This is a genomic window from Motilibacter aurantiacus (assembly GCF_011250645.1).
Lineage (GTDB): Bacteria > Actinomycetota > Actinomycetes > Motilibacterales > Motilibacteraceae > Motilibacter_A > Motilibacter_A aurantiacus.
Window position 1 is genome coordinate 394,929 of sequence record NZ_JAANNO010000002.1, and the last position, 17,755, is coordinate 412,683.

Here is a 17,755-nt window from a genome sequence, read left to right on the forward strand (position 1 = left end):
CATGTCCCCGGCCATGTCCCCCGCGATGTGCCGGCGACGTCCGGCCGACACCGCCCGGGGCGTGAGCCGCGCCACCGGCGGGAACCGATCATCGGCGCGGGGCGTCGCTCCGGGTATGGGAAGCCCCAGCGACTGCCTCTCCGTGCTCCCTGCCGACCTGTACTCCGAACGTGCCGTCTCCCCGAGCCTGCTCCCGGAGCAAGGCATCCTCGATCATGTGTCCACCACCCTCGGCCTCGACATCGAGGACGCCGGCAGCACCGTGACCGTCCGGCTGCGCGGGGAGCTCGACCTCGCGACCAGCGGCCTGCTGCAGGGCGTCCTCGACCGGCTGCTGCGCCACCGGCGCGCCCCGCGGGTCGAGAGGCTGGTGGTCGACACGGCGCAGGTGTCCTTCGTCGACGCCGCCGGCGTCTCCCCGCTCCTGCACGCCCGCGCGGTCCTCACCCGCCGCGGCGGCGTCCTCGAGCTGCCCGACGCGAGCCACTCGGTGACCCGGCTGCTGAGCCTGCTGGGGCTCGGCGGCCTGCTGCTCGCCCCTGCGGCCGAGCCCGCAGACGGGGCGCGCCGGCCCGGGCGCGGCTGACCTCGTGCAGCCCGTGCCGGCGGGGCCGCCCGAGGTGCGGGCCGTGCCATCGGGGCCGCCCGGGCCGCCGCTTCCCGCTCCTCGCGAGCCGGGCGGCTACCGTGGCGCCCCGTGCGTCTCGTCATCGCCCGCTGCAGCGTCGACTACGTCGGCCGCCTGACCGCTCACCTGCCCAGCGCCCCGCGCCTGCTGCTGCTCAAGTCCGACGGCTCGGTGTCCGTGCACGCGGACGACCGGGCGTACAAGCCGCTCAACTGGATGAGCCCGCCCTGCACCCTGCGCCAGGAGGTCCGGGACGACGGGACCGGCACCTGGACGGTCGAGAACAAGGCCGGCGAGCGCCTCGTGATCACGGTCGAGGAGGTGCTGCACGACAGCTCGCACGAGCTCGGCATCGACCCCGGGCTCACCAAGGACGGCGTCGAGGCCCACCTGCAGGAACTGCTCGCCGACTCCCCCGAGGTGCTGGGCGACGGCTGGCGGCTGGTGCGCCGCGAGTACCCGACGGCGATCGGCCCGGTCGACCTGCTCTGCCGCGACGCGGACGGCGGCACCGTCGCGGTGGAGATCAAACGCCGCGGGGAGATCGACGGGGTCGAGCAGCTGACCCGCTACCTCGACCTGCTCAACCGCGACCCGCTGCTGGCGCCCGTCCGCGGGGTGTTCGCCGCCCAGGAGATCAAGCCGCAGGCGCGGGTGCTGGCGACCGACCGCGGCATCTCGTGCGTGGTGCTCGACTACGACCTGCTGCGCGGGATGGACGACCCGAGCTCGCGGCTGTTCTGAGCCGCGGGCCCGCGTCAGCTGACCACCTCGTCGGCGTAGCACCAGCGCCAGTCCTCCCCGGGCTCGAACGAGCGGATCACCGGGTGCCCGTCAGCCTGCCAGTGCCGCGTCGCGTGCCGCCGGGGCGAGGAGTCGCAGCAGCCGACGTGGCCGCAGCCGAGGCAGAGCCGCAGGTGCACCCAGGCCGTCCCCTCCCGCAGGCAGTCCTCGCACCCCTGGGTGGTGGACGGCGAGGTGTCGGCCGGCGCGCTCGCCAGGTGCTCGCAGGCGTTCCTCAGCACCGTGGACTCCTGCCGGCTGCCGCCCCTGCGCTCGTCCACCCCGCTGAGCAGCGTCTCCTCCAGGTCGAGGTCGCGCAGCACGGCCTGCATCACCTCGTGGTCGATCCGCCCCTCGTCCCGGGCCTTGACCAGCACGTCCCGCTCCGCGACGAGCATGGCGTGCCGCACCCGGCGGTACGCCTCGGACGGCGTCTCGGCAGCCGTCTCCCCCGACGCGTGCGAGCCGCCGCCGACGCCGAGCCGCTCCCAGGCCGCCATCGCCCGGTGGTCGGCGCCCTGGCGCAGCCGCTCCTCCACACCGTGCGGCAACGGGTGCTCGGCGACGAGCCGGTCCAGCGCCTCCTCGGCGGCCCGGACGGCGTCCTGCTTGACCGACGCCTCCTGCAGCGCGTCCTGCACCGGGTCCGGCCCCTCGATGCGCAGCATGCGGATCAGCAGCGGGAGCGTCGACCCCTGCCCGATGAGGGTCACGGCGATCACGACGAACGTCACGAAGACCAGAAGCTCGCGGTGCGGCGTCTCCTCGCTCAGCGACAGCGCGGCGGCGAGCGAGACCGCCCCGCGCATCCCCGCCCAGGAGATGACCGCCGGGAACTTCACCGTCGGCGGCGGGTCGCTGTGGCGTATCCGGGGGACCAGCCGGGTCAGGTAGGTGGCCGGGAAGACCCAGACCGGGCGTGCGACCACGACGACCGCGACCACCACGGCGGTGGCGGTCAGGACCGTGGGCAGGTCCTCGTCCAGCTCCTCGACCAGGAGCGGCAGCTGCAGCCCGACGAGCGCGAACAGCACCCCCTGGAGCAGGAACTCGATCGTCTCCCAGATCGCCCGCTGCTGCAGGCGCGCCTCCGCCGAGAGCAGGCGCGGCGACTTGTGCCCGAGGATGAGCCCGGCGACGACGACGGCCAGCACCCCGGAGGAGTGGATCTCCTCGGCCAGCGCCCACGCCGCGAACGGCGTCAGCAGCGACAGCGTGGAGCTCATGAGCGGCTCGTCGACGTGCCGGCGCACCAGGGCGACGACGTACGCCACCGCGACCCCCACCGCTGTCCCGCCGACGCTGGCGACGAGGAACTCGCCCGCGACGTCGACCGGCCCGGGCGTCCCCGGGTCCGCGATCGCCGCCGTCGCGACGCTGAGGATCGTCAGCGCGGTCGCGTCGTTGACCAGGCTCTCGCCCTCGAGCAGGCTGACCAGCCGGCGCGGCAGCCCGGTCCGGCGGGCGACAGCGGTGGCGGCGACGGCGTCGGGCGGGGCGACGACGGCGCCCAGGGCGAGCGCCGCGGCCAGCGGGATCTCCGGGAGCACCCAGTGCAGGGTGAACCCGACGGCCAGGGTGGTGAAGACGACGAGGCCCACCGCGAGCAGCCCGATGGGGCGCAGGTTGCGCGTGAAGCCCGGCAGGGAGGTGGAGATCGCCGCGGCGTAGAGCAGCGGCGGCAGGAAGAGCGCGAGGACGACCTCGGGCTCGAGGTGGTACTCCGGGACGCCCGGGACGTACGACGCGACGACGCCGACCACGGTCAGCAGCAGCGGGGGCAGCACTCCCACCCGTCGCGCCAGCCCGTACGCGGCGGCCACGCCGACCACCAGCAGCAGAACGTCGCTGTGCGCACCCATCCCGACCTCCCCGCGCGGCCGTCCGGCCGGCCGCGCCCGGGGGCATCCTGCCCGAGGGGTGTCCCGCAGCCCAGGCGGGAGCGCCGGGAGTGCCCGGCGGGTCAGGTCAGGGCGTAGTCGGCCACGCGCAGGATGCGGTGCAGGCGGGTGGCCCGGAGCAGCCGCTGCAGGCGGGGCGGGACGCCGCGCAGCACGAGCGAGCGCTCGAGCCGCTCCGCCTTGCGGTGGGCACCGACCAGCACGCCGAGCCCCGTCGCGTCCGCGACCTCGACCTCGGTCACGTCCACCACGAACTGGCCCGTACCCGCGTCGAGCGCCCGGTGCAGCGCGGTGCGCACGTCCCCGACGGTGGAGACGTCGAGGCGGCCGGCCAGCACGACCTCGCTGCCGGTGCAGACCCGGATCTGCATGCTCGCTCCTCGCCGCTCTCCCACACCTGATAGACGCGCCGGGGGCACGTGAGGTTGCATTCGACGGTACGCCGGGTGCGCCCACATCCGTCCCACCGCGCCTCACGGCGTGTCGCGCGACGCCCGGCCGCGGTTCCGGTAAGCGCTCCGGGCCTACCGGGGCGACAATGTGGGCGTGCCGGCATGGCAGAGCTACTCGTTCCTCTTCGGCCCCGTGATGTCGTTCGTCGTCGTCGGGATCCTCGCGCTGCTGCTGCGCTGGGCCTTCGGCCGCGGCAAGTCCGTCGTGGCCCGCCCCGCGCGCCCCGGTGCCGCGGGCGACTACGGCCTGCTCGTCGCGGTCGCGGCGCCGCAGACCTACGTCGAGGGCGAGATGCTGCGGCGCACGCTCGACGACGCCGGGCTGCGGGCGACGCTGGCCACGACGACCGACGGGCCGCGGCTCATGGTCTTCGCCACCGACGAGCGCACGGCCCGCCGCGTGCTGGCCGGGCTGTCGAACTGACGCGCCGGCCCGGGCGGCTCAGCCCTCGAGCATCGCGTCCGGGTCGGGCTCCCGGCTGACGTCGACGCCGAGCGAGCGCAGCTGGTCGGTGAACCCGGGGTAGCCGCGGTCGACGTGGTACGCGTCGCTGACCGTCGTCACGCCGTCCGCGACCAGCCCGGCCATGATCAGCCCGGCGCCGGCGCGGATGTCGTGGGCGCGCACGGGGGCGCCGGAGAGGCGCTCCTTGCCGCGTACGACGCAGTGGTGGCCGTCGGTGCGGACGTCGGCCCCGAGGCGGGCCAGCTCGTCGACGAACATGAACCGCGCCTCGAAGACGTTCTCCGTCACCATCGCCGCGCCGTCGGCGACGCTGTTGAGCGCCAGCACCATCGGCAGCAGGTCGGTGGCGAACCCCGGGAACGGCAGGGTCACCACGTCGACGGCCTTGGGGCGCTGCTCCATGCGTACGCGGAAGCCGCCCTCGCCGCCCCCCTCGGCGGCGACCCGCTCGACCGTCGCGCCGGAGCGGACGAGCTTGTCGAGCGCAATCTCCAGGTGCTCGGCCCGGCCGTTGCGCACGAGCACGTCGCCCCGCGTCATCGCCGCGGCGTACGCCCAGGTCCCGGCCACGATGCGGTCCGGCACGCTCACGTGCGTGGTCGGCGTCAGCCGGTCGACGCCCTCGATCTCCAGCGTGGACGTGCCGGCGCCGCCGATCCGCGCGCCCATCTGCTCGAGCATCAGGCAGAGGTCGACGATCTCCGGCTCGCGCGCCGCGTTGTCGATGACCGTCGTCCCTCTGGCCAGGACGGCGGCCATGAGGATGTTCTCGGTGGCGCCGACGCTGGGGAAGTCGAGCCACACCTGCGCGCCCGTCAGCCCGTGGGGCGCCTTGGCCACGATGAAGCCGTGCTCGGTCTCCACCGTCGCGCCGAGCCGCTCCAGGCCGGAGATGTGCATGTCCAGCGGGCGGGAGCCGATGTTGTCACCGCCCGGCCGCGCGACGCTCACCTGGCCGCAGCGGGCCAGCAGCGGCCCGAGCACGCAGATGGAGGCACGCATGCGACGGACGAGGTCGTAGTCCGCCTCGTGCCCCGGCACGTCCGGCACGTCGATCCGCACCGTCGACGCCGCCGTCTCGTGCACCACGCCACAGCCCAGCCGGCGCAGCAGCTCGGCCATGATCTCGGTGTCGAGGATCGCGGGGACGTCCACGATCGTCGACTCGCCCTCGGCGAGCAGCGCGGCCGCCATCAGCTTGAGGACGCTGTTCTTCGCCCCGGTCACGCGGACCTCGCCCTGCAGCCGGCCGCCGCCTTCAACCCGGAAGCGTTCCACGCCCGGCATCGTAGGCTCCCGTCCGTGGTGCACCTGACGCGGATCTACACCCGGACCGGCGACACCGGCACGACGGCGCTCGGCGACGGCACGCGGGTCGCGAAGACCGACCCGCGGCTGACGGCGTTCGCGGACGTCGACGAGGCGAACAGCGCCCTCGGCGTGGCGCTGGCCCTCGGCGGGCTCTCCCCTGACGTCGTCGAGCTGCTGACGGCCGTGCAGAACGACCTGTTCGACGTCGGGGCGGACCTGTGCCGCCCGCTGTCGGACCCCGAGCCGGCCGACGGTGACCCTGCCGCGCCGCTGCGGGTGCGGGCGGCGTACGTCTCCGCGCTCGAGGAGGCCTGCGACCGCTACAACGAGCCGCTGCCGCCGCTGCGGTCCTTCGTCCTTCCCGGAGGCACCTCCGGGGCCGCCCTGCTGCACGTGGCCCGCACCGTCGTCCGGCGGGCCGAGCGCTCGACGTGGGCCGCGATCGAGGTCCACGGGACGGGGGCCGACGGCGTGTCACACCTGGTGGCGCAGTACCTCAACCGGCTGTCCGACCTGCTGTTCATCCTCGCCCGCCACGCGAACCTCGAGCGCGGGGACGTGCTCTGGACGCCGGGCGGCTGAGCCCGCCGCCCCGCTCGCCGCGGAGTCTGTGCAGCAGGGCTCCCCCTCGCGCACCCTTTGGCAGCAGGACGCGCACGGCGTCGGAGACGATGCCGGGCGCGCCGTCGGCGCCGGCGGCCCGGGGTGGCGCGCTCTCCTGGTCTCGTGCGGTCCCGTGGGGACGTCGCACGAGGCCGGGCACGGTGTGCCGTCGCCCTCGCGCGGCGTGAATGCGGCACCGGCCCGGCCTGTACCAGCGCGAGGCGGCACGCGCGGCCGTAGTCAGCGTGCTTGCGGCGCTCAGTCGGGGTGAACGCGGCACGCGCTCAACCGCCGTCAGCGTGAATGCGGCATCGTGCCGATAGGTCCGCACCCATGCCACATCGTGGCAGTGGAGCGACGGCACGCCGCACGTGGCCGCGCGTGAGGACGAGCCGGGGCGCCGCAGGTCAGGCGACGACGGGGTGCTGGCCGGGCGGGGCCGCCTCCAGCCAGGCGAGGAACCCGGTGAGCGCGTCGGGGCTCATGCCGAGCTCGAGGACCTCTCCCCCGGAGCTGCACTCGACGATGACCGCGCCCGGCAGCAGGGCGAGCGCCTCTGCGGCGTCCGGTGCGCGGCGGGACAGGACGACGAGGTCGCGGCGCTGGACCACCTGGCGGGGGCGCGGTGAGTAGCTGAAGACGCGGTACCACTCCACCGTGTCCGTGGCGTAGCGGCCGACACCGAGCATCCATCCCTTGGGGGCGGAGCGCGAACGGTTGCGCAGCGAGCAGTCGAACGTGCCGCCGCGGCGTTGGATCACCCGGCGGCGGACGGCCAGGGCGGCCAGGCCGAGGACGGCGAGGAGCAGACAGGCCCCGAGGACGTCGAGTACGAGGAGAAGGCTCACGTCCCGCGTCCTTCCAGCCCTTCCCCAGAACGCCTAGTCGTCGCGCCTCAGGCCGCGCCCGAGGCGGCGGCGATCAGCGCCCGCGCCCGGTCCGCGGCGTCCGCGTCGCCGGACTGCTCGGCGTCGCGCAGCTCGGACTGGGCCGTGGCCAGGTCGACCTCGTCCGCGGGCTGGGACCACTCGGCGAGGATCGACACCCGGTCGTCCGCGACGCTCAGGAAGCCGCCGAGGACGACGGCGCGTACCTCCGGGCCGTTGTCGGCCACGATGCGCACCAGCCCGTTGGACAGCACGGCGAGCAGCGGGGCGTGGCCGGGCAGGACGCCGATGTCACCCTCGATCGTGCGGGTGATGACGCGGGACGCCTCGCCGGACCAGATCGATCGTTCGGGCGAGACGAGCTCGACGTACAGGGCCACGACAGCTCCTTCAGCGGTGTCGGAGTGGATCGCAGCCTACCCGGGCCGGGATGCGGCGCGCCGAGGGTAGGCGGCATTGATGTAGTGGTCGCAACTACACCGAGCGCCGGCTTCCGGCCCGCCGTAGGGAAGGGCGGGCCGGGAGCCGGCGCGTCGGGGCCGGGTGGGCGAAGGCCGTCAGGCCTTCTTCAGCTGGTCGGCGTTGCGCTGCAGGTCCTCGAGGCCACCGCAGAGGAAGAACGCCTGCTCCGGCACGTCGTCGAAGTCGCCGTCGGCGATCCGGGTGAACGCCTCGATTGTCTCCGAGATGGGCACGAACGAGCCCTCGAGGCCGGTGAACGCCTTGGCCACGAAGGTGTTCTGCGACAGGAAGCGCTGGATCCGGCGGGCCCGGTTGACGAGCAGCCGGTCCTCCTCGGACAGCTCGTCGATACCGAGGATCGCGATGATGTCCTGGAGGTCCTTGTAACGCTGCAGGATCTCCTTGACGCGCTGCGCGGTGTTGTAGTGCTCGTCACCGACGTAGCGCGGGTCGAGGATCCGGCTGGTGGAGTCCAGCGGGTCCACGGCCGGGTAGATGCCCAGCTCGGAGATCGGGCGCGAGAGCACCGTCGTCGCGTCGAGGTGCGCGAAGGTCGTGTGCGGCGCCGGGTCGGTGATGTCGTCGGCGGGGACGTAGATCGCCTGCAGCGAGGTGATCGAGTGGCCGCGCGTGGAGGTGATGCGCTCCTGGAGCACGCCCATCTCGTCGGCCAGCGTCGGCTGGTAGCCCACCGCGCTCGGCATGCGGCCGAGCAGCGTCGACACCTCCGAGCCCGCCTGGGTGAAGCGGAAGATGTTGTCGATGAAGAGCAGGACGTCCTGCTCCTGCACGTCGCGGAAGTACTCCGCCATCGTCAGCGCCGACAGCGCCACGCGGAGGCGGGTGCCCGGCGGCTCGTCCATCTGGCCGAAGACGAGCGCGGTCTGGTTGATGACCCCGGTCTCGGTCATCTCACCGATCAGGTCGTTGCCCTCACGGGTGCGCTCGCCGACGCCGGCGAACACCGACACGCCCGAGTGGTTGTTGGCGACGCGGTAGATCATCTCCTGGATGAGCACCGTCTTGCCGACGCCCGCACCACCGAACAGTCCGATCTTGCCGCCCTGGACGTACGGGGTGAGCAGGTCGATGACCTTGATGCCGGTCTCGAACATCTGGGTCTTGGACTCGAGCTGGTCGAACGCGGGCGCGTGACGGTGGATCGGCCAGCGCTCGGTGACGTTCAGCGACGCCTTGGGGACGTCGAGCGGCTCGCCCAGCGCGTTGAACACGTGGCCCTTGGTCACGTCGCCGACGGGCACCGAGATCGGGCCTCCGGTGTCGGTCACCGCGGCACCGCGGACGAGCCCGTCCGTCGGCTGCATGGCGATGGCGCGGACCAGGTTGTCGCCGATGTGCTGCGCGACCTCGAGCGTGAGCGTCTTGGACAGCTCGCCCAGGGTCACGTCGACCTGCAGCGCGTTGTAGATGTCCGGCATCGTGTCGGCGGAGAACTCCACGTCGACGACAGGGCCGATGACTCGGGAGACGCGCCCGGTGGCTCCGCCGGTGGCAGAGCCCGTCGGCGCATCGAGGGTGGCTGTCATGGGGGTGTCCGTCCTCTTCTTCCTGCGCTCTACTTGGCGGCCGTCGCGTCGGCGAGCGCGTTGGCGCCGCCCACGATCTCGCTGATCTCCTGGGTGATCGCCGCCTGCCGCGCGGCGTTGGCCTCGCGCGTGTAGGCCTTGACCAGTTCCTCGGCGTTGTCCGTCGCCGCCTTCATGGCGCGCCGGCGTGCGGCGTGCTCGGAGGCGGCCGACTGCAGAAGGGCGTCGAAGACACGGCTGACGACGTACTTCGGCAGCAGTGCGTCGAGGACCCGCTCGGCCGAGGGCTCGAACTCGTACAGCGGCATCGGCTGGTCCGGGGCCTCGGTCGTCTCCTCGACGACCAGCGGCAGGATGCGGCGGGCGACCGCCTGCTGCGTGCCCATGTTGACGAACTCGGTGAAGACGATGTGGACCTCGTCGACCCCGCCCTCCTCGGTCGGCGCGAGGAAGCGCTCGACCGCCGCGTCCGCGACCTCACGGGCGTTCGCGTAGTGCGGGTTGTCCGAGAACCCGGACCACTCGCCACCGATCTCGCGGTTGCGGAAGCGGTAGAAGGACACTCCCTTGCGCCCGATGAGGAACGGGACGACGTCCTTGCCCTCGCTGCGCAGCAGCCCGGCCAGCCCCTCGCCCTCGCGGATCGCCGTCGAGGAGTACGCGCCGGCCAGCCCGCGGTCCGAGGTCACCACGATCATGATCGCCCGCTTGGCCGAGGCGTGCTCGGTCGTCAGCGGGTGGTCCACCGTGGCCTTGGACGCCGCGGCCGTCAGCGCGCGGGTCAGCTCGTCCGCGTACGGACGGGCCTCGTTCACGCGGGCCTGCGCCTTGACGATCCGCGACGCGGAGATGAGCTCCATGGCGCGGGTGATCTTCTTGGTCGCCTGGACGGAGCGGATCCGCCTCCGGAGGACGCGTACCTGTGCGGGCATGCGATCAGCCCGGCGTGATCTCGGAGCCGCCGCGGCCGACCGGGCCGGAGGCCTGGCGGACCTGCTCCTCGGTGCGGACGTGGCGCTTCACGCCCTCGCGCGAGACGTCGCCCGCGCCCAACGGGGTGACCGGCTCGTCCTTGACCAGCTGCTCGCCCGAAGAGGTCGTGAACTGCTTCTTGAAGTCCCCGACCGCCCGCTCGAGCAGGTTGACGGTGTCGTCGGACAGCTCACGGGTCTGCGTCAGCGAGTCGAAGATCTCCTTGCGCTCGCGGCCCACGAACTCGAGCAGCTCGCTCTCGAAGCGGCGGATGTCCTCCACCGGCACGTCGTCGAGCTTGCCGGTGGTGCCGGCCCAGATCGAGACGACCTGCTGCTCCATGGAGAACGGGGAGTACTGCGGCTGCTTGAGCAGCTCGACCATGCGGGAGCCGCGGGCCAGCTGGGCCTTGGAGGCCGCGTCCAGGTCCGAGCCGAAGGCGGCGAAGGCCTCGAGCTCGCGGTACTGGGCGAGGTCGACGCGCAGTCGGCCGGCGATCTTCTTCATCGCCTTGGTCTGCGCGGAGCCACCGACGCGGGAGACCGAGATGCCGACGTTGATCGCCGGGCGGACGCCCTGGTTGAACAGGTCGGTCTCGAGGAAGCACTGGCCGTCGGTGATCGAGATGACGTTGGTCGGGATGAACGCCGAGACGTCGTTGCCCTTGGTCTCGATGATCGGCAGACCGGTCAGCGAGCCGCCGCCGAGCTCGTCGGAGAGCTTGGCGCAGCGCTCGAGAAGGCGCGAGTGCAGGTAGAAGACGTCGCCGGGGTAGGCCTCGCGGCCCGGCGGGCGACGCAGCAGGAGCGACACGGCGCGGTAGGCGTCGGCCTGCTTGGACAGGTCGTCGAAGACGATGAGCGACGCGTCGCCCTTGTACATCCAGTGCTGGCCGATGGCCGAGCCGGTGTAGGGCGCCAGGTACTTGAAGCCCGCCGGGTCGGACGCGGGAGCCGCGACGATGGTGGTGTACTCCAGGGCGCCGGCAGCCTCGAGGGCGCTGCGCACCTGCGAGATCGTCGAGCCCTTCTGGCCGATCGCGACGTAGATGCACTTGACGCGGGCCTTCTGGTCACCGGCCCGCCAGGCCTCGCCCTGGTTGATGATCGCGTCGATCGCCACCGCGGTCTTGCCGGTCTGGCGGTCGCCGATGATGAGCTGACGCTGGCCGCGGCCGATCGCGGTCATCGCGTCGATGGCCTTGATGCCGGTCTGCAGCGGCTCCTTGACCTCCTTGCGCTGCACGACCGTCGGGGCCTGCAGCTCGAGCGCGCGGCGCCCCTCGGCCTCGATCGGGCCGAGGCCGTCGATCGGGTTGCCGAGCGGGTCCACCACGCGGCCGAGGAAGCCGTCACCGACCGGTACGGACAGGATCTCGCCCGTCCGCTTGACCGGCTGGCCGGCCTCGATGCCGGCGAACTCGCCGAGCACCACGACGCCGATCTCGCGCTCGTCGAGGTTCAGCGCCAGGCCGAGCGTGCCGTCCTCGAACTGCAGCAGCTCGTTGGCCATGACCGAGGGCAGCCCCTCGACGCGCGCGATGCCGTCGCCGGCCTCGATGACCGTGCCGACCTCCTCGCGCGTCGTCTCCGGCGCGTACGCCGAAAGGGTGCGCTCGATCGCGTCCCGGATCTCCTCCGGCCGGATCGTCAGCTCCGTCATCGGTGTTGCTCCCGTTTTCTTCGGTGCGAAAGGGGTCGGCGGTACTTCTACGTCAGGTCCGGCAGGCCCGGAGGCCTACCTCGTGAACGCCCGGCGGGCCTGGTCCAGCCGGTGCAGGACGGTCCCGTCGACGACCTCGTCGCCGACGCGTACGACCACCCCGCCCAGGACGGACGGGTCGACCTCCACCTGCAGGCGCACGGCGCGCCCGTAGATGCGGGCGAGGACAGCGGTGAGGCGGGCCTCCTGCTCCGCGGTGAGCGGGGCGGCGACCGTCGCCTCGGCCACGACCTCGGAGCGCCGCGCCGCGGCGAGCTCGACCAGCGTGTCGAGCGCCTCCTCGATGCGTCGCCCTCGCAACGAGCCTACGACGTGTTCGAGCAGTGCCGTGGTGGTCGGCGTGGAGCGCGACCCGAGCAGGTCGCGCACCAGGGCGACGCGCCCCTCGACGGGGAGCGTCCCCCCGCTCAGGGTGCGTCGCAGCTGGGCTTCGCCGACGACCAGCCGGGAGAAGCGGAACAGCTCCTCCTCGACCCGGTCGAGGGTCCCGGCCGACTCGGCCTCGGCGAACGCGGCCTCGGCGCCCAGCGCCTCGAGCGCGTCCGGCAGGTCGGCAGCGCGCGACCACCGGGAACGGGCGGCAGCCCGTGTGGTGTCGAGCGCGACCGGCCCGAGCCGGCCGCCGAGCAGCGCGTCGACCAGCCCGGCCTTTGCGTCGGCGTCGGCCGACGGGTCGGACAGGGTGGCGCGCAGCGCCGTCTCGCGGCCGAGCAGCGCGGCGACCGCGAGCAGCTCGCGCGACGCCGTGGCGCGGTCCTCCCCGGGGAGCCGCCCCTGCAGCTGCTCGCGCAGCTGCTCGAGGGCGGCCCGGCTGGTGCTCAGCACGTCAGGCCTTCCCGAGCGAGGTCGTGCCCTCGGCCCGCTCCTCGAGGTCGGCGATGAAGCGGTCGACGGTCCGCGTCGCGGCGTCGGAGCCGGCGAGGGTCTCCCCCACGATCCGGCTCGCCAGCTCGACGGCGAGCTCGCCCACCTGGCGCGAGAGCTCGCCGCGCGCCTGTGCCACCTCGGCGGCCAGCTGCGCCCGGCCTCGCTCGGTCTCCCGGGCCGCCGCTTCCGCGGCCTCGGCCCGGGCGGCCTCGACGATGGCCTTGCGCTCGGACTGCGCCTCGGCACGGATCCGCGCCGCCTCCCCGCGGGCCTCGGCCAGCTGGGAGCTGTACTGCGCACGGGCCTGCTGGGCCTCGGCCTGGGCCTGCTCGGCCTTGGCGATGCCGCCTTCGATCGCCTCCGAGCGCTCCTTGTAGAGCTTCTCGAAGGAGGGAACGACCTTCTTCGCCACGACCCAGTAGAGGACCGCGAAGGCGAGGAGGCCGACGATCAGCTCCGCGGGGTGCGGGATGATCGGGTAGGCGTCCTCCCAGAAGCCGCCGTCCTCGCCGCTCTCTTCGGAGGCGGCGAGCAGCGTGGTCGCCAGGAACATCTGTCTCTCCCGGGGTCCGGCGGAGTAGGGGCGTCGGTCAGCGGAAGACGAAGGCGAGCGCGAGACCGAAGATCGCGAGCGCTTCGGCGAGCGCGAAGCCGAGGAACGCGATCGGCTGGAGCAGGCCGCGCGCCTCGGGCTGGCGGGCGACACCGTTGATGTAGGCGGCGAAGATCAGGCCGACGCCGATGCCCGGGCCAATGGCCGAAAGGCCGTAGCCGAGGATCGCGATGTTGCCTTCCATGAACCTGGGTTCCTCTCGATCGGACGCTTTGCGTCGCTGCGGTCGGGGGGGTGGGTCAGTGCTCGTCGGCGAGGCTGCCGGCGATGTATAGGGCCGTCAGCAGGGTGAAGATATAGGCCTGCAGAACCTCGACCAACAGCTCGAACGCGGTCATCACGAACGAGCCGGCGAAGGAGCCGACGGACAGCACCTGCAGGACGGGGGCGTCACTGTGCAGGAGCATGTACTCGCCGCCGAGGGTGAACAGCAGCAGGAGCAGGTGTCCGGCGAACATGTTGCCGAAAAGACGGAGGGCGAGCGTCACCGGGCGGGTGAAGAAGTACGTCACCAGCTCGAGCAGGAAGATGAACGGCACGAGCCAGCCCGGCAGGCCGGGCGGGACCAGCGACTTCAGGTAGGGCACGAAGCCCTTCTTCTTGATCGCCACGTAGTGGAAGACCACGAAGACCACGAGCGCGAGCGCGGCGGGGAAGCCGACGCGGCTCATGGTGGGGAACTGGATCACCGGCACGATCGCGAACACGTTGTTCACGATGATGAGGAAGAACAGCGTGACCAGCAGCGGCAGGAACCGGAGGAAGTCCGGGCTGCCGATGACCTCGCGGCCGAGGCCGTTGCGGACGAGGTTGTAGCCCGCCTCCGCGGCGAACTGGGCCTTGCCCGGCACGACGGTCAGCTTGCGCGCCACGGCCGTCATCACCCAGGCGAGGAGCACGACGCTCAGCACCATGAGGAAGCTGGCGCGGGTGATCGCCCAGGCGCCCTCACCGATCAGCGGCTGCCAGAAGTCGGTGACCCCGGGGGACTCGAAGCCCTCCCCCGACGACGCCGCGAGCGGCACGGACGACGGGTTGCTCCCGGCCGACTGCCCGAGGGCCATGGCGAGGAGGCTCATCGGCGGTCCTTTCGCGGTCGTGGTTCGAGCGGTCGTGGTTCGAGCGGTGCGGTGCAGAAGTGCCACGCGGACGCGGTCACGGCGGTCACGGCGGGTCTGGTGGCCCCGGTGCCCGGTTGTAGCGCGCGTAGATCGTGACGATCGACAGCGCAGAGCCGCCGATCATGCCGACGGGCAGCAGGAACGCCGTCCCGAGCAGCCGGTCGCCCAGCCATCCGAGGCCGCCGAAGAGGAAGACCCCGGTGAGCAAGGTCGACAGGACCCCCCAGCCGTCGCCGACCGGGACCTGCGGTGATTCCTGTGCCATGGCGCGGCGCACGATAGCAGCACGTCACGACGGTCCCGACACCCGCGCGCCGGGGACCGAGGGGACCGGGTCCACGGAGAACAGCCGGAGCCGGGAGAACACCCGGACCCGTGCCGACAGCCACGTGGTCGTCACGGCGAAGACCGTGACCCCGAAGACGGTGCCGTCCAGCGTGGAGCTGCTGCCCACGAGCACCAGGAGCAGCCCGAGGGCGAGCACCTTGGCGGCGTAGGTCACGAGCGCGATCGCCATGACGGCGCTCGGCGCCACGTCCCCCAGCCGGCTGGACACCAGGTGCCCGAGGCCGAAGTAGGCCGTGACCACTGCACCGGCAGCCAGCGCGCTCCCCGCCCCGTCCGCGCCGCCGGCCAGGCCGGCGAGCAGCGCCGCCCCGACGGTGACCGCGCCCGCAGGCAGCGCCGCGCCGCGGAACTGCTCCGCGTCGTGCGTCTGCATCGGGCCGTCCTGCTCGTCGGTAGGGCGTCAACGGGGAAGAAGTTGCGCTGGCGTACAGGTACGCGCGGCCCGGGTCCGGGCCGCGCGGGGATGCCGGAACGTTAACAGGTCTTTGCGGCGACGCGAGCCGCGGAGTTGCCCGAAACGGACAGGGGCGGCGTGGATGTGCCCAGGCTCACCCGGGCGCGCTCACCCGCCGCGGCGTACCCAGCGCCGCCGGTCCAGGCCGAGCGTGGCGGCGAGGGCCAGGGCGAGCACGACCCCGACGGACACCTTCGGCCAGGGGCCGTCGATCAGGCTCAGCACGACGACGCCGAAGGCGACGAGCGCCGACCAGGCGTACATGATCGTCACGGCCCGCCGGTGCGAGTGGCCGATCTCGAGCAGCCGGTGGTGCAGGTGCTGCTTGTCCGGCGCCCACGGGTTGCGCCCCGCGCGGGTACGCCGCACGACGGCGAGCGAGAGGTCGAGCAGCGGCACGAGGATCACCACCACCGGCAGGACCAGCGGCAGCACCGCCGGGCCGAGCTGGCTGGCGCTCACGACGCCGGGCTCGACCTGCCCGGTCAGGCTCACCACCGAGGCGGCCAGGAGCAGCCCGAGCAGCATCGAGCCGGTGTCCCCCATGAACACCCGGGCCGGGTGGAAGTTGTGCGGGAGGAACCCCGCGCAGACGCCCACGAGCGCAGCGGTCGTCAGGGTGGACGTCCCCGCGCGCTGCACCCCCTCCTCGACCCACAGCAGGTACGAGAAGACGAAGAACGCGCCGGCGGCGATGAGCACGATCCCGGCCGCCAGGCCGTCCAGGCCGTCGACGAAGTTGACCGCATTGACCATGACGAGCACGACGAGGACGGTGTAGATCGCCGCCTCGTCAGGGCGCAGCACGTAGGTCGTGCCGTTGGGCAGCGGCAGCCACTCCAGCTCCACGCCCTGCATCACCATCACCCCGGCCGCGAGGCACTGGCCCGCCAGCTTGGTGAGCGGGTCCAGTCCCCAGCGGTCGTCGACGGCTCCCAGCACGCAGATCAGCACGGCTCCGCTGAGCAGCGCCTGGGGGTCGCTGGAGCTGGTGAAGACCTCTCCGGTGAGCGGCAGCCGCTGGGCGACCAGCAGGGCCGCCGCGAACCCGGCGAGCATCGCCGCCCCGCCCATCCGCGGGATCGGGGTCGCGTGGACGTCCCGGTCGCGGACCGGCGTCATGACCTTGCCCCGGACCGCCAGCCGTCGGACGGGCGGGACGAGCAGGTACGTGACGGCGGCCGCGACCAGGACCGTCAGCAGGTAGGCGCGCACTCCGCGGGCGCTGCCGCCGCCGGCCTACGCCCGCGGGTAGGCCGGGCGCCGCTCCACGAGCGCGCGGACGCCGGCGCGGATCTCCGCGCTGGCGCTGCCGTCGGTGTCGCGCACGGCACGGCCGATGAGCGACGCGATCTCCTTCATGTCGCCTTCGACCAGCCCCTGGGTCGTCACCGCGGCGGTGCCGACGCGGATGCCCGACGCGACCATCGGGGGGCGCGGGTCGTAGGGGATGGCGTTCTTGTTCAGCGAGATGCCGGCCGCGTCGCAGCGCGCCTCGGCCTCGGCGCCGGTGGCACCGGTCTGGCTGAGGTCGAGCAGCGCGAGGTGGTTGTCGGTGCCGCCGGAGGTCGGTCGCATCCCCTCTGCGGCGAGCGCCTCGGCCAGCGCCTGGGAGTTGGCGATGACCTGGCGGGAGTACTGCTGGTAGGCGGGGCTCGCCGCCTCCTTGAGCGCCACGGCCTTCGCCGCCACGGCGTGCATCAACGGCCCGCCCTGCGCGAACGGGAACACCGCCTTGTCGATGCGCTGGGCGAGCTCCTGCTTGCAGACGATCATGCCGCCGCGCGGGCCGCGCAGCACCTTGTGGGTGGTGAAGCTGACGACGTCGGCGTAGGGCACCGGCGACGGGATCGCGCCACCGGCCACCAGGCCGATGAAGTGCGCGGCGTCGACCATGAGCCAGGCCCCGACCTCGTCGGCGATCTCGCGGAACTTCGCGAAGTCGATGAGCCGCGGGTACGCCGTGGCGCCGGCGATGATCATCTGCGGGCGGTGCTCGCGGGCGAGGTCACGGACCTCGTCGTAGTCGATGAGCTCGGTGTCCTTGCGGACGGTGTAGGGCACCGGCTCGAACCACTTGCCGGAGAAGTTGACCTTCGAGCCGTGGGTGAGGTGGCCGCCGTGCGGGAGCGACATCGCGAGCACCTTGTCGCCGGGCTTGAGCAGCGCGGCGTAGACGGCGAAGTTGGCCTGTGCGCCGGAGTGCGGCTGCAGGTTGGCGTGCTCGGCGCCGAAGAGCTCCTTCGCGCGGGCGATGCCGATCTCCTCGGCGCGGTCCACGACCTCGCAGCCGCCGTAGTAGCGCTTGCCGGGGTAGCCCTCGGCGTACTTGTTCGAGAGGGTCGACCCCAGCGCCGCGAGCACCGCCGGGGAGGTGAAGTTCTCGCTCGCGATGAGCTGCAGGCCCTCACGCTGGCGGTCGAGCTCGTCGAGGAGGACCTGCGCGATGTCGGGGTCGGTCTGCTGCAGCGACCCGAAGTCGGGCCCGTAGAACGGCTCCCCGCTGGTTGCCTGCGATGCGGTCGCGTCGGTCATGGTGTCCTCCTCGTACGGCCCCCAACAGCAGGGGCAACCCTAACGGCGCCGCCGGCAGCTGCCTGCCTCGCGACGGTGGCGGT

20 protein-coding genes are annotated in these 17,755 nt (G+C 72.8%); 4 read left to right on the top strand and 16 right to left on the bottom strand.

The features are described 5' to 3' along the window. Window positions 1-217: 217 nt before the first annotated feature. Window positions 218-586, top strand: coding sequence for an STAS domain-containing protein (locus G9H72_RS05725; RefSeq protein ID WP_166168732.1), 369 nt, complete (start codon window positions 218-220; stop codon window positions 584-586). A 111-nt stretch (window positions 587-697) separates the two neighbouring features. Continuing rightward, complete coding sequence (gene nucS, locus G9H72_RS05730; RefSeq protein ID WP_166168735.1) at window positions 698-1,372, top strand: endonuclease NucS; 675 nt, start codon at window positions 698-700, stop codon at window positions 1,370-1,372. A 14-nt stretch (window positions 1,373-1,386) separates the two neighbouring features. Here the strand turns inward: nucS and G9H72_RS05735 are convergent, their stop codons facing one another. Both G9H72_RS05735 and G9H72_RS05740 read right to left on the bottom strand, forming a co-directional pair. Then, a complete protein-coding gene (locus G9H72_RS05735) occupies window positions 1,387-3,273 on the bottom strand; it encodes a Na+/H+ antiporter (protein ID WP_166168738.1) in 1,887 nt (628 codons plus the stop codon). 101 nt (window positions 3,274-3,374) lie between these two features. Beyond that, window positions 3,375-3,683, bottom strand: coding sequence for an STAS domain-containing protein (locus tag G9H72_RS05740; RefSeq protein WP_166168741.1), 309 nt, complete (start codon window positions 3,681-3,683; stop codon window positions 3,375-3,377). Window positions 3,684-3,858: 175 nt separating this feature from the next. On the opposite strand from G9H72_RS05740, the gene G9H72_RS05745 reads away from it, so the two are divergent. Then, window positions 3,859-4,188 carry a hypothetical protein gene (locus G9H72_RS05745; protein ID WP_231126444.1) on the top strand — a complete coding sequence of 110 codons (330 nt, stop codon included), beginning with the start codon at window positions 3,859-3,861 and terminating at the stop codon, window positions 4,186-4,188. A gap of 18 nt (window positions 4,189-4,206) precedes the next feature. Here G9H72_RS05745 and murA read toward each other — a convergent pair whose 3' ends face one another. Continuing rightward, entirely contained in the window at window positions 4,207-5,508 is a 1,302-nt protein-coding gene (gene murA / locus G9H72_RS05750; RefSeq protein ID WP_331272017.1) for a UDP-N-acetylglucosamine 1-carboxyvinyltransferase, read from the bottom strand. A gap of 24 nt (window positions 5,509-5,532) precedes the next feature. On the opposite strand from murA, the gene G9H72_RS05755 reads away from it, so the two are divergent. After that, window positions 5,533-6,123, top strand: a complete 591-nt coding sequence (locus G9H72_RS05755) for a cob(I)yrinic acid a,c-diamide adenosyltransferase (RefSeq protein ID WP_166168747.1) — start codon at window positions 5,533-5,535, stop codon at window positions 6,121-6,123. 428 nt (window positions 6,124-6,551) lie between these two features. Here G9H72_RS05755 and G9H72_RS05760 read toward each other — a convergent pair whose 3' ends face one another. The 13 genes from G9H72_RS05760 to G9H72_RS05820 all read right to left on the bottom strand — a co-directional run bounded on the left by G9H72_RS05760 (window position 6,552) and on the right by G9H72_RS05820 (window position 17,672). Continuing rightward, complete coding sequence (locus G9H72_RS05760; RefSeq protein ID WP_166168750.1) at window positions 6,552-6,992, bottom strand: DUF2550 domain-containing protein; 441 nt, start codon at window positions 6,990-6,992, stop codon at window positions 6,552-6,554. Between the two features lie 47 nt (window positions 6,993-7,039). Continuing rightward, entirely contained in the window at window positions 7,040-7,411 is a 372-nt protein-coding gene (locus G9H72_RS05765; protein WP_166168752.1) for a F0F1 ATP synthase subunit epsilon, read from the bottom strand. A 177-nt stretch (window positions 7,412-7,588) separates the two neighbouring features. Continuing rightward, entirely contained in the window at window positions 7,589-9,040 is a 1,452-nt protein-coding gene (gene atpD, locus G9H72_RS05770; protein ID WP_166168755.1) for a F0F1 ATP synthase subunit beta, read from the bottom strand. A gap of 29 nt (window positions 9,041-9,069) precedes the next feature. Then, window positions 9,070-9,972, bottom strand: coding sequence for a F0F1 ATP synthase subunit gamma (locus G9H72_RS05775; RefSeq protein ID WP_166168758.1), 903 nt, complete (start codon window positions 9,970-9,972; stop codon window positions 9,070-9,072). Window positions 9,973-9,976: 4 nt separating this feature from the next. Continuing rightward, window positions 9,977-11,674, bottom strand: a complete 1,698-nt coding sequence (atpA, locus tag G9H72_RS05780) for a F0F1 ATP synthase subunit alpha (RefSeq protein ID WP_166168760.1) — start codon at window positions 11,672-11,674, stop codon at window positions 9,977-9,979. Between the two features lie 75 nt (window positions 11,675-11,749). Beyond that, window positions 11,750-12,559, bottom strand: coding sequence for a F0F1 ATP synthase subunit delta (locus G9H72_RS05785; protein WP_166168762.1), 810 nt, complete (start codon window positions 12,557-12,559; stop codon window positions 11,750-11,752). A gap of 1 nt (window position 12,560) precedes the next feature. Continuing rightward, a complete protein-coding gene (locus tag G9H72_RS05790) occupies window positions 12,561-13,154 on the bottom strand; it encodes a F0F1 ATP synthase subunit B (protein WP_166168764.1) in 594 nt (197 codons plus the stop codon). A gap of 37 nt (window positions 13,155-13,191) precedes the next feature. Next, on the bottom strand, window positions 13,192-13,398 hold the full coding sequence (atpE, locus tag G9H72_RS05795) for an ATP synthase F0 subunit C (RefSeq protein ID WP_166168766.1): 207 nt from the start codon (window positions 13,396-13,398) through the stop codon (window positions 13,192-13,194). 55 nt (window positions 13,399-13,453) lie between these two features. Further along, window positions 13,454-14,293 carry a F0F1 ATP synthase subunit A gene (atpB, locus tag G9H72_RS05800; protein ID WP_166168768.1) on the bottom strand — a complete coding sequence of 280 codons (840 nt, stop codon included), beginning with the start codon at window positions 14,291-14,293 and terminating at the stop codon, window positions 13,454-13,456. 85 nt (window positions 14,294-14,378) lie between these two features. Beyond that, the gene (locus G9H72_RS05805) at window positions 14,379-14,600 is read right to left on the bottom strand and encodes a hypothetical protein (protein WP_166168770.1); all 222 of its coding nucleotides are present in this window, start codon (window positions 14,598-14,600) and stop codon (window positions 14,379-14,381) included. 24 nt (window positions 14,601-14,624) lie between these two features. Then, window positions 14,625-15,056: a hypothetical protein gene (locus G9H72_RS05810; protein WP_166168772.1), complete on the bottom strand. Its 432-nt coding sequence runs from the start codon at window positions 15,054-15,056 to the stop codon at window positions 14,625-14,627. Window positions 15,057-15,245: 189 nt separating this feature from the next. Then, the gene (locus G9H72_RS05815) at window positions 15,246-16,352 is read right to left on the bottom strand and encodes a glycosyltransferase family 4 protein (protein ID WP_166168774.1); all 1,107 of its coding nucleotides are present in this window, start codon (window positions 16,350-16,352) and stop codon (window positions 15,246-15,248) included. Window positions 16,353-16,376: 24 nt separating this feature from the next. After that, the gene (locus G9H72_RS05820) at window positions 16,377-17,672 is read right to left on the bottom strand and encodes a serine hydroxymethyltransferase (RefSeq protein ID WP_166168776.1); all 1,296 of its coding nucleotides are present in this window, start codon (window positions 17,670-17,672) and stop codon (window positions 16,377-16,379) included. Between the last annotated feature and the right edge of the window lie 83 nt (window positions 17,673-17,755).